Consider the following 13651-nt stretch of genomic DNA (forward strand, 5'->3'; position numbering starts at 1 on the left):
ATGGATGGTAAGCCCATTTAGTATAAGGGCTATCAATCGGTACTCAATAAAACCAAAACTTTGGAGGATATTATGGGCTATGATTCGCCTTAGGCAGAATTAGTCAGTTTTCTGCTATCAATTGTTTATCAATCTATTGACCGTACAAAATACCGCGTCTACACCAACGAAATCGGAAGTCATATTGATAGTAACAATAACCTATCGAACTAATTCGTAGGCTATTTTTTGAACAGCGCTTCCTCTTCTTCGGGGCCAGTGCCCGAACTACCCTCTATAATCACATCGTGACCAGATACATTGGGTGTCGCCTTCGCTGGGCCAGGACCACTCCCGTCAAGTGCATAGGCAATAGAATCAGCCAGATTATCGGGAGCAATTTTCGCGGACTCCTTCTGATCTGAATCAACAGGCTTCGGATAATCCTCGCCAGCATTTTGATCGATAACTTCCTCATCAGCATTCGGATCGTTGTCCATAACCGAAGGTACCTGGCTCGAACTGCCACCGGTCAACTCACTAGGATTGAGCATGAAATGTCGCATGGTTGTCGATGAGTTTGATTCTCACCTATAACCTACAAAATGGTCTGGCTGTTTAATTTGGTATAAAATGCCTGCTTATATACATACTATTTTTCTTTTTCAGCTTGAAGTACTTCTTAGTATGTAATCTTGAGGTTTTGGTTTCCAATCATACATTGCATTTCTTAAAGATCTTACAGTCAATCTATTATCTAACATAGGTAGCTTGAAAATAAGAGCATACTGTGTAAGTTTGCCCAAACCCCTCTTCCATGAAAAAACTGCTACCTCTTTTATGCTTATTCGTACAAGTAGGATTAGCTTCAACGCCCCGCATCGACAGCCTGAAACGGGAATTAGGAAGATTAGATAGCCAACCGAATGGATATACGAAGGATACGCTCACGTTCAACACGATAAAGGCTGTAATGAGAGCTTATGCAGACCGGAACGTTGATTCTGCCTTTTATTACAATAAGCTGATTACCAAACTATGTATTGAGAAAAAACTAGAAAATCATCTCGTCTATGCTTACTTCTATACTGGGCTTTTATATCAAATAAAAGGAGATAATTATAAGGCTCTGAAATTTCTTTATAAAGCTCTGTCAATGGCCCAAAAGCTGAACCAGTACGTCCAAATGGCAGCATCATATGGGCAATTAGCTCAGGCATATTTGAGTCTTCACAATAATGAGAAGGCTATGAGACTTTGTCAGCAGGGATTAGCAATTCTGGACAAAACCTCATTTACTGAGTCTTATCGTGAACGATTAGCACTCCTGAACGCACAGGGCGTAATTTATCGCGAACAGGGAGAACTAGAGAATTCTCTGAAAGTCAGTCAGTCAATGTACGACCTGAGTCGAATAAAGCCCTACAATCCCTGGTACGAATCACATGGATTACATGCCATCGGCTTAGTCTACAAAGAGTTAAGTGATTTGACTAAAGCTATTGATTATCACAAAAAAGCACTTGTGATCGCTCGCAAAAATGGGAGTATAGAGCTGGCTGTTAATATTTTAGTTAATACTGCCGACATATACATTCGACAAAAAAACTGGCAGCAGGCTATAGCGTATTGTAACCAGGCTAAAGAATTAGCCCAATCGGCAAAAAATACCAGAATCGTTGCCGAAGCCTACGAAAAGCTGTACAAAATTTATCAGCAAATCGGTAATCCAGCAAGTGCATTAAAAGCCTACGAAAACTACGTTCTGCTGAAAGACAGTTTGTCAAAAGAAACAAACCAGCAACGACTCGAAATGCTACAGGCTCAGTATCAAAACACGAACGCTTTACAAAAGGAACAACTACAATCCCAGCAATTGGCACAAACGCGAAACGGACTCTTTGGGGGCATAGTTGCTATTTTGCTCATTGCCGGTCTACTTTTCTGGAACAACCGTCAACTACAAACCAAAAATCGGGAAATTGACAAACAGCGAACCTTGCTCGAAATGGTAAGAGAACAACTGGCCGAGAACAATAAAACGCTGGAAATACGAGTAAACGAACGTACAGAAGAACTCGTCAGGGCCAACCAAGAATTGATTCGAAAAAACGAGGCAATAAAAGCGGCTCATTTTAAAGGGCAAACGGTTGAACGAAAGCGAGTGGCACTCGAACTGCACGACAACCTGAGCAGTTTGCTTAGTGCCGTCAATATGAGTATTCAGGTCATCAATCCTCAGAATCTCTCAGAACCAGAGCAGACCGTTTATCGAAATGTAAAACAGCTCATTCAAAAAGCCTATGCTGAAGTACGAAATATTTCACATAATATCCTTCCCATTGAACTAGAGCGAGACGGATTGGTAACAACGCTGAATACATTAATCAACCAACTAAACCAAAATTCGCCATTAGAGTTATCGCTCGCTATAACGGGGTTTCAGAAGCGCGTACCCGTCGAAATAGAATTTAATGTTTACAGCATTGTGTTCGAATTAGTCAACAATGCAATCAAGCATGCCAATGCTACGACTATACTCGTCAGCCTGCACAGAACTGATTCCGGCATTGATTTACGCGTCACTGACGACGGAATTGGATTAGAGCAAAATACGGGCAAACGGGGCATCGGCCTGCAAAATATTCAGACCAGACTGGATTCTCTCGGCGGCACATTCGATAGTAAGCAACCAACCGATAAGGGAACCCGGATACATATAAAAATTCCCATTGAGACGGTTCATATCAATGGGAATGAGTGGAATACATAAGATAACTGCAGCCCCGATTAATTAGACTGGCTCGATTGGATTCATGTCGGCCATTCTATCTTCAGTTTGTGGGTCAAGATCTTCAAATTCCTCAACTATGAATCCATTCTTTTGGGGATGTGGAAAAAGAAAGCCCTTTTTCATAGTGTCTTCGAACCAGGCCCTATCGAACGATATCAAAATTTCTATACTCTTATTTGCTATTATATGGCCTGGCCCCGGATTGGGAGCACGCTTTAGCCGGGGCTTAAATGCCAACGTCTCCCGTCGAGGATTAACCTCATCATCGTGAAGGAGAACCAATGTAAATTGAGGTGTCTGAGCAATGGTTGCTTTCCCTTTCAGGAGGTAATATCTAAATTTTACTTCTTTTGATTCTTTCTCTTCATTCGATTCAGCCATTATTTTGAGTGGGATTTAAACGTGGAACAATTAAGTTAAACAAGTTGATATTTAATGGCATACTTCACCAGCCCAATGGTTGTCTGTACGCCTAATTTCTGCATAAGATGTTTGCGGTGCGTTTCTACCGTTGTGGGGCTAATGAATAGTTTTTCAGCTATTTGCGTACCCGAATATTCCTGAGCAATCAATTTCAGGACATCCAGTTCGCGCTGGGTGATCGCTATCTTTTGCGGCTTATTGGTATCGGGCACTAGCTCGATACCCGTTTCATTGGCCAGTTGCATCAATACCTTCTCACTGTAAAATTTATTCCCCTGACTGATCATCCTCAACGCTGTTTCCAGTTCGGTTCGTTCAGCGCTTTTCAGTACGTAGCCGTCAGCGCCCGCACGAATCGCTTCTTTGATGGCATCGGGTTCATCGGCTACGGTCAATAAACAAATTTTTACATGAGGAAAACGCTCACGGAGTTGAAGCGTCAGTTCGATACCTCCCATCACGGGCATTTGGACATCCGAAACAACAAGGGTTATGTCCGGTTCAATTTCCAAGGTTGTTAATACCTGTCGGCCATTGGTATGTTTCGATACAACTTCAATATCGTCGATACTCGACAGGAGCATAGTCAGGCTATCCAGTATCATTCGATGGTCTTCGGCAACGAGAATACGCATGGTGCGGTATCAGCAGTAGATAAATCAATCTCAAAAATAAATAACTATCAGTCAATAAATTACAGATCACTATGGGTTATTAATTTCTGTATTGAATAAGGATATAAATCAAAAGTTATTGACCTACATTCAGCAAAGTCGGAGCCATTCCGACCTTGCTGCGTAGGCGGATAAGTTGATGGTGTGGATAAGCGAACATGACAAAGGTCACGCTTATGACCTCTCCTTAAAATCCCTAATCCTGATGATTTAGTATCCTATAATTTAAGGATATTCACCCACCACTAACAAAAACGCCCGGCTATTTACCGGGCGTGAAAAAAAACCTATTTAATTTTTTATTCTTCAATTAGTCTACTGACCAGAATTTTATCGATTCGACTTTTATCCATGTCCATAATTTCAAACCGGTACTTGTGCCAAACAAACGTTTCACCAGTCTTTGGAATATCTTTCAGAATATGGAGCGCAAATCCGCCGAGTGTATCGAAGCCGGTTAGTTCCCGTCTGGTTTGGGCGTTGATGTTAATTGAGAAGTAAGACAGAAAATCCTCAAACGGTAATTGGGCATCAATCAGGAAGCTACCATCTTCACGTTCCCTAATTTCATAATCTGCATTAACGTCGTCATTGATGTCGCCAACCAATACATCAAGAATATCGTTGAGGGTAATAATTCCCAAAACTCCGCCATATTCATCAACAATAATGCCTACGTACTGACGTCGTTCCCGAAATCGCTCAAGAACCTGATAGGCCCGATTATTCTCAGGGACAAATAAGGCATCCCGCTTTATATCATTCAGATGCAGTAGTTCGGTATCGAGGTCTTTTCCCAGAAAGTCTTTAGAATAAATCAGTCCAACCACCTCATCCACACCACCATTACAAAGCGGATAAACGGAGTGTTTGTATTCCAGAATTTTAGCCTTGTTTTCAGCAAGATCATCTTCCAGATCGAGGTAGACGATTTCCTGCCGATTACTCATCAGCGAAGTAATCTTACGGTCGCCAAGCTGAAATACGTTCTGAACAATCTCCTGCTCAATTTCTTCGATGGCTCCGCCAGAGGTGCCTTCCTGAATCAGGCTTTTAATTTCCTCTTCCGTTACAGCACTCTCGTTGGGTTTGATATTGAGCACCTTAAGCAATAAATCGCTTGAAACGGTCAGCAGTGCAATAAATGGCGAGGTCACTTTCGACAATAAAATCATCGGCCCTGCCATCGTTTTGGCAATACCTTCCGGATTGGATAGTCCAATGCGTTTAGGTACCAATTCACCAAACACCAGCGAAAGATAAGTCAACAACAAAAGAACCAAGACGACGGCAATCGAGTTTGCGTAAGGTTTTAGAATATCTATTTGCGCGACGAAAGCCTGTACATCATCTGTCAGTTTATCGCCAGAGAAAATACCCAGTAAAATACCAATCAGGGTAATCCCAATCTGTACAGTCGATAAAAAGCGATTGGGTGAATTCGATAAATCCAGCGCAACTTGCGCCCGACGATCACCATTTTTGGCAGCGGCTTCTAATTTTGACCTACGGGAAGATACTAAGGCAATTTCTGACATCGAGAACACACCGTTCAGGAGCGTCAAAAGCAAAATAATAAGGAGTTCCACAAAGGAATAAGGTTGTCTGATTGCAAAAATATAGAAACTGAACTGGTTTGCAACAGGTTTAACCATGCGACAGATCAACTGTTTTGCTACTTTTACAACTTGAACCGCTACTGTTCTGATGATTGTTTTTATAAACGACCACCCAATCCGGCTCATTGGCCCCAAAGCCGCAGCTCAATTAACTAGTTCAGAGTCGACAAATAAGCCGACCTTCACGGATTACGATGAAATTGTTGACGCTCGTCTGGAAGTACTGAAAGAAGAAGCGCTGCATGGTCATTTGCTCATTCTGAACACAACGCCATCGACAATTAGCAAACTGCTCTCGCTGCTTCAAAAAGCTGATACAAGCCAGATGCTTTCGGTAACATTAGGTTGTTTGGATAAAGACGCTTGCGAAGAAGCTATAAAAAAACCATTCAAAATTATCAAGGCGGCCGGTGGCGTTGTGTTTAAGGGCGATAAACTGCTACTGATGTTCCGGCGTGGGGTTTGGGATTTGCCCAAAGGGAAACTAGACCTTGGCGAATCATCGAAAGAGGGAGCAGCCCGAGAAGTCGAAGAAGAAACGGGCGTTCGGGTATCGGTCAGCGAGCGAATCTGCACGACCTGGCATACGTATACACTCAATGGAAATCGTATTCTGAAACGTACTCGATGGTACCGAATGGGCGTTTTGGATGATAGTCGGATGACACCTCAAGCCGAAGAAGATATTGAGAAACTCGCCTGGCTGAACTGGCGTGAGACGAAATTAGCCCTTACGAATTCATTTAGCTCTATCCGGTACGTAATCGACGAAGCTGGTAAAGGCGAAAAGGTGTAATCTGGTCAGGCTATACCAACTTTCCTTCTTGTATTCGATAGGGTAAAAATTCATCGACATGCTGCCCATATCGATGTAGATCACGGATAATGCTGGAGCTAATCGGAGCCAGATGAGGAGATGTAATCAGGAAAACCGTTTCAACGTCTTCGTATATGTATCGGTTCACCTGCGAAATTCCATTTTCGTACTCAAAGTCCGTTGTATTTCGCAACCCACGAAGCAGAAATTTCGCGCCGAGTTCACGAGCAACATTCGCGGTTAGGCCATCGTAACTAATGACACGAACGGTAGGATAATCCACAAAAGCGCTCTCAATCAGGCGAGTCATTTGCTCAAGTGGAAAATAACGTTCCTTATGGGCATTGCGCCCGATGCCAATAACTACTTCATCAAATAACCGAAGGCCACGCAATACGATGTCTTCGTGACCCTTTGTAAACGGGTCGAACGAACCGGGGAAGAGTGCAATACGCTTCATATTTTCGCGAATTGCGACTGATTGACCGACTGACTGATTGAATAAATTTTTTGTCTATTCAATCAGTCAGTCGGTCAATCAGTCGCTTATTAAACCTAGTCCGTATAAACTTAAATAACGGTGGGCTGGTAAATCCTCAAATTCACCAGACAATGTCATGCCAGGAGGAATTTGACCAAATGACAGCTTAGGCAAGAAACGGCTTAATTCTGTGTAAGATTCTGCAAATGGGGTAATTTCCCCAAACAGGGAAATACTAACGGCATCGGCCACTAACCCTTGTTCGTCAAGAACATAAAATACATAATAGGCTAAATCCTGTACGTTTTTATACCCGAATCGATTGCAATAGCGGACTTGCTGATCTTTCCGGTATAAGATCGTAACAAACTCGTTTTCAAAATAGAGGTAAACATTGTTGGGTGTGAGCGCATGACGATTCAGGTCGGCTGTAGCCCTTATAATGGCACTCGTCTGATGAACAAACGTCATCGGTTGAAGCGGATATACTTCTGAAAAGTAATCCAGCAAGGAATGTTGCAGATTGAAAACTGATAGAAAGCCTTCACTCTCATGCAGATAAGACTGAGCCGACTCCTGTACTGGTAATGCACTGCCACGCATAAGCGTCAGATAACTATCCGCATATTCTTTGCGATACAACTCTTTAGGAATCAACGTGAATGAAGACGAATTGATGCCAATACGGATTTCCTGCCAGGTTTTCGCCGATAAGACAACGTGACCGCGAAAGATATCCGGAAGGAGTTCCACCAGTGTACGTTCATTTAGCAGCGAGGGAAACATAAAATCCTCGAGATAAATAGCCCGACCTCGGTTATCCTGTACCAATATCTGAAATCGATCCCGCCCGACTTCCAGACTTAACACGGACGTGTCCGTACTTCTAGGGTCGAATGAGACGTCCCGTATAGTAACAGTTGGTGCGAGGGTCACAGTGAGTTGCACAGATTCAGTAAACTAAAAGTAAATATTATCTCGATAATAGTTATGTTTTTATGGGCAGGCTGCAAAAATATTACTTATTTCAAATAGCCATGAAGCTTGAATACGTCATCGATCGACTGGCAATATTGAAATAACTGATGAACTTCTTTCGGAGGATACCATTTGATTTCCTCGAAACTCATCAATCGCACTTCTTCAATAATCTGGTCGTCCGGGCTCATCTCAGGGTCCATGCCTAACCGAAGGGAACCGCCAATAGCCCGAACCTCAAAAAACAACTCCATGGCATGAAGCGGGGGCTGAATGAATTCATTCACGAATAGCATATCACCAATCTCCACCACCAGTCCGGTTTCTTCTATAAATTCCCGCACCAGTGCGTCAGGAGCGGTTTCGTTAAACTGTGGACCACCACCTGGCGGGCACCAGAACGTATCGGTCAGACCAATTCCCCGATGCCGTACCATCAATAACTGATCGCCTTCCCGGTATAATCCACAAACCCGAAGCCGGAGTCGATTTCCATATAACTTCTGCACCTCCTGGCGGGACGAGTCTACACCAGGCAACTCTAATTTCTGCGTCATGCGATGATCTACTTGTAGGGGACGCAAAGGTAGGGTTTTAGTGATGAATTATAAGAGATGAACGCTGAGTGAGCTGACGCTGGTACTGTTTATCACTCATCGTTCATCTCTTATCACGCCTTAATACGTTCCAGTAATATAGCTTTCGAGTGAGTCGATCCGGGTTTTCTGATCCCGAATGATGGCTGTTACAACGTCATTAATCGAAATAATGCCAATCAACTCTCCTTTATCCATCACTGGCAAATGTCGAATATGCTTATCCGACATAATTACCATGCATTCGTCCAACGATTGATCAGGTTCAATCGTAATTACTTTGCTTGTCATAACATCAGCAACCCGTGTATCATCGGAATGCCGGTCTTTCAAAACGATCTTACGGGCATAGTCCCGTTCGGAGAAAATCCCTGAAAGTTCTCCATTGTCGACAACTAGTACGGCCCCGATATTCTTATCGGCCATGAGCCTGAGGGCATCCAGAACAGTATCCTCCGACGAAACGGAGTACAGGGCATTAATGGATTTACCCTGAAGAATTTGACGTATTTTCATTTGAGTCAGAAGGATTTAGTGGTGTGTGAAAATAATAAAAAAGGCTACAGAAGCAAAGGAAGCCCATGGAAAGATTAAAAAAGTAGTAAAAAATTGCTGTTCTTTTGCGGCTTGTTAGCCCATTTTGCCTTTTTTAGCATGCTGTTTTTTTGTAACTTAGAAGCATGAACGAAACCCAAACAGCCGCTCATTTGCTGGCTAAACGTTTCCCTTTTAAGCCCACTCCGGGCCAGTTACAATTTTTCAAACAGATTGGAGCTTTTATAACCCACGAAGATTACGAGCACTATCGCGATTGTTTTCTACTGCGTGGATATGCCGGTACAGGTAAGACAACCCTCGTCGGTACACTCATCAAAGTTCTTCCCCGATTCGGGTATAAATCGGTGTTGCTGGCCCCAACCGGTCGGGCCGCCAAAGTGATGACTAATTATGCAAAGAAACCAGCGCAGACTATCCACCGGAAAATTTACCGTCAGGTAGCTGATCCGGGATCGGGAACGCTGGCTTTTCAACGGCAAAAAAATTACCACGAAGACACGCTGTTTATTGTCGATGAAGCCTCGATGATTTCCGACGAAGCCGATTTTGGTGGCAAAGGATTGTTGACTGATCTAATCGACTTTGTCTTTGAAAATCCGGGGAATAAATTGATGCTCGTTGGCGATACAGCTCAGCTCCCTCCCATCGGTAAAGAGCTAAGTCCGGCGCTGGATCGTGGGTTTCTGGCCAGTTCGTTCGATATGACGGTTTATGAGCAGGAATTGACCGAAGTGATGCGTCAGGATGAAGAATCGGGCATTTTGTACAATGCAACCGGCTTGCGACTGCTCCTCAACGATGCTCCATCATCTAAGCCCAAAACGGTTAGTTTCGAGACGCTCCTCAGTGACAAACCAGCAGCAACGTCAACAGAAATCCCTGACATTCAATTAAATGTCCGTTCTTTCAGTGATATATACAAAATGCCCCTAACCAAACTGGAAGATGGTATTCGGTATGCCTATGACAAGTACGGGCGCGAAAACACGGCAATTATCTGTCGTTCGAACAAAACGGCCGTTCAATACAACCAGTTTGTTCGGCGCATGATCGACCAGTGTGAAGAAGAACTTGATGCGGGTGATATGCTCATGATTGCCCGAAATAATTATACGATTCTCGATGAAGACTCCTCGGCAGGATTTTTAGCGAATGGCGAATTCGTGGAAGTCCAGAAAATTCGGAATAAGGAAGAAATGCATGGTTTTCGGTTCGCAACCGTGACGCTACGATTGGTCGATTATGAAGACCAGCCCGATTTCGACGCGAAAATTATGCTCGATACGCTTCATTCGCCAGTCCCTTCGCTAACATCTGACCAATATAAAGCGTTGTATGAAAGCGTGATGAAGGATTACTTTTATATAAAGAGTAAAAAAGAGCGGGCCGAAGCCATTAAGCGCGATCCGTACCTGAATGCGTTACAAGTGAAATTTGCCTATGCCCTTACCTGTCACAAAGCGCAGGGGGGGCAATGGAGTGCGGTGTTTATCGATCAGGGTTTTTTACCGGATGGCCAGGTGAACGATGAGTTTGTACGATGGCTGTACACGGCTCTGACCCGATCCACCGACGAAGCGTTTCTCATGAACTTTAATTCGCAGTTTTTTACGTAAACTGGATTATGACTCTTCAATGGATCATGAGTGCCTGCATTGGCGTTGGTCTGGCTGCCTGTTGTGGGTTCCGGATATTTGTGCCATTGTTGATTGCCAGTCTTGCAACTAAGTTTGGGATCATCAATATTTCCCCAGATTTTGCCTGGCTCGGTCAATGGCCAGCCCTGTTGGGGTTAACCATAGCAACTATAGTTGAAGTAGGTGCTTATTATATTCCCTGGCTCGATAACGCACTGGATGCGGTAGCTACACCCGTCTCGATTATTGCCGGAACACTGCTCAGTACATCATTTTTGCAGATCGACGATCCTGTCCTGAAATGGGGATTGGGGCTGATGTTTGGTGGAAGTTCAGCAGGAATTATTCAGGCAGGCACTAGTTTAATACGGCTTGGCTCGACCGCTACAACCGGGGGAGTCGCTAACCCTGTTGTGGCAACGGGCGAAAACGTTGCCTCTTTTGGTCTATCATTATTCACGATTTTTCTGCCATTAATTGCGATCGTCGTAATAGGTGTGGTACTGATTTTCGTTCTTGGGCGACTGATTGCTAAGCGAAAAATCTGGTTTAGCCGTCCCAAAAAGCAAGCGGGTGGATCGATTAGCCAAATTCCACGCAGCAATAATGGGCGGCATTAAGAATTAAACGTTGAAGGTTGGCTAACGCAGCAGTGCTGCGTTAGCCAACCTTCAACGTTTACCCTGAAATAATCACCTGCTTTTATAACTTCTCCACCGTCCGACGAACGAAGGCTGTCAAGTCGGCACCAGTAAGCATATTTTGCGACAGGAGCGCCAGATCATAAACCTGCTTCACCAGCGATTTTTGTGAATCGGCATCCGTTTCAGCCAAGATTTTGCTGATTAGCGGGTGGTTGGCGTTAACGACCACATTGTACGTCACAGGTAAATTTCCGTAGAATGATTGCTCGCCCGAAAGCGCTGACATATCTTTCATCCGACGCATAAACTCTGGCAACGTGATCGTTACAGGCAATTCATCTGTTGGCTGAGCTTCAATGCTTACATTGAGCATTTTGTTGTTCAGAACCTCTTCGAAAACTCCTTTCAGTTTTGTCTTATCATCTTCCGACAGCACGCTTTCGTTATTCAGACCTTTGTCAATGATCTTATCAAGCGTATCGGCATCAACGCGTTGGAAGTGTACTTTTTCAAGTTTCTGCTCCAGGGCATTAATGAAGTGTGCATCAATGATATTATCCATCAGCAGAACATCGTACCCACGGCGCGTTGCCGATTCTATATATGCATGTTGCTGTTTCGAGTCGGTCGTATACAGAATTACCAGCGTTTCGTTTTTATCGGTCTGGTTGGCCTGAATTTTCTCGCGGTATTCATCCAGCGTAGCGTATTTGCCATCCGTATTTTTGAGCAATACAAAGTTTTTCGCCTTATCCCAGAATTTCTCATCGCTCAGAATACCATACTTGATAAACAAGCCGATATCATCGAATTTTTCTTCAAATGCTTTTCGATCGGCATTGAACAGGTCGTTGAGTTTATCGGCTACTTTACGGGTGATATAGCCATTGATTTTCTTGACATTCGCGTCGGCTTGCAGGAAACTCCGTGATACGTTGAGCGGAATATCGGGCGAGTCGATTACGCCGTGCAGCATCATCAAAAAGTCAGGAACAACATCCTTTACCTCATCGGTTATAAATACCTGACGGCTATAGAGTTGAATTTTTTCGCGCTGGAAACGCAGTTCGTTTTTGATACGTGGAAAGTACAGAATCCCAGTCAGATTGAATGGATAATCGACATTCAAATGAATCCAGAACAACGGTTCTTCGCTCATTGGGTATAGTTCGCGATAGAACGTTTTATAGTCTTCATCCGTCAATTCCGATGGAGCTTTGGTCCAGATCGGCGCGGTGTTGTTCACGGCCTTTCCATCGAACTCAACTGTCACGGGCAGGAATCGGGCGTATTTATCCAGAATACCCTGTAAGCGACCTTTGTTAAGAAATTCTTCCGAATCAGAAGCGATATGCAGAATGATGTCAGTACCTCGTTCGGCACGCTCCGCAGTAGTCAATTCAAATTCAGTCGAGCCATCGCACACCCAGCGTACGGCTTCAGCACCATCACGATACGATTTCGTAACGATTTCAACCGTTGAAGCTACCATGAACGCCGAGTAGAAACCAAGCCCGAAATGACCGATAATTTGGCCTTTATCATCGGTCTTATCTTTGTATTTTTCCAGGAAATCAGTTGCGCCAGAAAAAGCAATCTGGTTGATATATTTCTTCACTTCATCGGCAGTCATGCCGATTCCGTTATCACTGACTGTAATCGTTTTGGCTTCTTCGTCCAGCGAAACAGTAACTTTCAGATCGCCTAATTCGCCACCGAATTCGCCAAATGACGAAAGTTGACGGAGTTTCTGAGTCGCATCGACGGCATTCGAAACAAGCTCGCGAAGGAAAATTTCGTGGTCGGAATAAAGGAATTTCTTGATAATTGGGAAGATATTCTCTGTATGGATCGAAATCTGCCCTTTCTCGTTTTGTACGGCTTCCATAAAGTATGATTAGCTATAAATATTGAGTATGGTATATCTGCCCGCTCTTCAAATCCTGTTCCAACCTATTCAACTCTGACAGATTGACAGTTCTCATACTATTGATAGACTATACAACCCTTTCTGACTACTCAGGGTCTATCTTAGCAAAATTGTTGTCGCCATGAGAGCTGTTTGCTATTTACTGCTTGTTGTCTTATTAAGTTGCCAATCTAACAATGAAACTATTGTAGGTCCAGAGCGGACTGCACTGGCTTTCATTGATAATAGTACTATTTACGCTGATGGTTGTGAAGTAAATATTCAATTAGATTCGGGAACGTTACCAAATACAGGATCACAGTATAAACCAACAGCTGCGACATTACCCCTTGTCGAACGAGCCATAAGCGCCCTAGCCGCTAAAGATTCCGTCCGTATACCCATTAAAATTCGTTTTATGGAAACGGCTAACCGAAGTGTAATACATTGTGGCTGGGTAAGTCCTACTGTTACAGAAATTAAGGTTCTGGAAATTAGTAAGCGTTGAAAAGTATAATTTCCGTAAACAACAGCCCAATGAA

14 protein-coding genes are annotated in these 13651 nt (G+C 43.7%); 5 read left to right on the forward strand and 9 right to left on the reverse strand.

The features are described 5' to 3' along the window. Positions 1–221 precede the first annotated feature (221 nt). Complete coding sequence (locus ACYVE4_RS20605) at positions 222–545, reverse strand: hypothetical protein (protein ID WP_461042110.1); 324 nt, start codon at positions 543–545, stop codon at positions 222–224. A gap of 251 nt (positions 546–796) precedes the next feature. On the opposite strand from ACYVE4_RS20605, the gene ACYVE4_RS20610 reads away from it, so the two are divergent. Next, on the forward strand, positions 797–2752 hold the full coding sequence (locus ACYVE4_RS20610; RefSeq protein ID WP_461042111.1) for a tetratricopeptide repeat-containing sensor histidine kinase: 1956 nt from the start codon (positions 797–799) through the stop codon (positions 2750–2752). A gap of 21 nt (positions 2753–2773) precedes the next feature. On the opposite strand, the gene ACYVE4_RS20615 is transcribed toward ACYVE4_RS20610, so the two are convergent. The 3 genes from ACYVE4_RS20615 to ACYVE4_RS20625 all read right to left on the reverse strand — a co-directional run bounded on the left by ACYVE4_RS20615 (position 2774) and on the right by ACYVE4_RS20625 (position 5459). Further along, on the reverse strand, positions 2774–3154 hold the full coding sequence (locus ACYVE4_RS20615) for a hypothetical protein (protein ID WP_461042112.1): 381 nt from the start codon (positions 3152–3154) through the stop codon (positions 2774–2776). 35 nt (positions 3155–3189) lie between these two features. Beyond that, positions 3190–3831, reverse strand: a complete 642-nt coding sequence (locus ACYVE4_RS20620) for a response regulator transcription factor (RefSeq protein ID WP_461042113.1) — start codon at positions 3829–3831, stop codon at positions 3190–3192. Between the two features lie 338 nt (positions 3832–4169). After that, entirely contained in the window at positions 4170–5459 is a 1290-nt protein-coding gene (locus tag ACYVE4_RS20625; RefSeq protein ID WP_461042114.1) for a hemolysin family protein, read from the reverse strand. Between the two features lie 118 nt (positions 5460–5577). Here ACYVE4_RS20625 and ACYVE4_RS20630 point away from each other — a divergent pair, with 118 nt between their 5' ends. Beyond that, entirely contained in the window at positions 5578–6285 is a 708-nt protein-coding gene (locus ACYVE4_RS20630; RefSeq protein ID WP_461042115.1) for an NUDIX hydrolase, read from the forward strand. A gap of 10 nt (positions 6286–6295) precedes the next feature. On the opposite strand, the gene coaD is transcribed toward ACYVE4_RS20630, so the two are convergent. The 4 genes from coaD to ACYVE4_RS20650 all read right to left on the reverse strand — a co-directional run bounded on the left by coaD (position 6296) and on the right by ACYVE4_RS20650 (position 8877). Then, positions 6296–6766 carry a pantetheine-phosphate adenylyltransferase gene (gene coaD, locus ACYVE4_RS20635; RefSeq protein ID WP_461042116.1) on the reverse strand — a complete coding sequence of 157 codons (471 nt, stop codon included), beginning with the start codon at positions 6764–6766 and terminating at the stop codon, positions 6296–6298. A gap of 78 nt (positions 6767–6844) precedes the next feature. Beyond that, complete coding sequence (locus tag ACYVE4_RS20640; protein WP_461042117.1) at positions 6845–7735, reverse strand: DUF3822 family protein; 891 nt, start codon at positions 7733–7735, stop codon at positions 6845–6847. A gap of 74 nt (positions 7736–7809) precedes the next feature. Continuing rightward, a complete protein-coding gene (locus ACYVE4_RS20645; protein WP_461042118.1) occupies positions 7810–8322 on the reverse strand; it encodes an NUDIX domain-containing protein in 513 nt (170 codons plus the stop codon). Between the two features lie 120 nt (positions 8323–8442). Then, complete coding sequence (locus tag ACYVE4_RS20650) at positions 8443–8877, reverse strand: CBS domain-containing protein (protein ID WP_461042119.1); 435 nt, start codon at positions 8875–8877, stop codon at positions 8443–8445. 164 nt (positions 8878–9041) lie between these two features. Between ACYVE4_RS20650 and ACYVE4_RS20655 the strand changes: the two genes are divergently transcribed. Further along, positions 9042–10535 carry an ATP-dependent DNA helicase gene (locus ACYVE4_RS20655; protein ID WP_461042120.1) on the forward strand — a complete coding sequence of 498 codons (1494 nt, stop codon included), beginning with the start codon at positions 9042–9044 and terminating at the stop codon, positions 10533–10535. 8 nt (positions 10536–10543) lie between these two features. Further along, a complete protein-coding gene (locus tag ACYVE4_RS20660; RefSeq protein WP_461042121.1) occupies positions 10544–11176 on the forward strand; it encodes a DUF4126 domain-containing protein in 633 nt (210 codons plus the stop codon). Positions 11177–11258: 82 nt separating this feature from the next. Here ACYVE4_RS20660 and htpG read toward each other — a convergent pair whose 3' ends face one another. Next, the gene (gene htpG, locus ACYVE4_RS20665) at positions 11259–13088 is read right to left on the reverse strand and encodes a molecular chaperone HtpG (RefSeq protein WP_461042122.1); all 1830 of its coding nucleotides are present in this window, start codon (positions 13086–13088) and stop codon (positions 11259–11261) included. A 163-nt stretch (positions 13089–13251) separates the two neighbouring features. On the opposite strand from htpG, the gene ACYVE4_RS20670 reads away from it, so the two are divergent. Continuing rightward, a complete protein-coding gene (locus ACYVE4_RS20670; protein ID WP_461042123.1) occupies positions 13252–13617 on the forward strand; it encodes a hypothetical protein in 366 nt (121 codons plus the stop codon). Positions 13618–13651 lie beyond the last annotated feature (34 nt).

The organism is Spirosoma harenae (genome assembly GCF_054776975.1).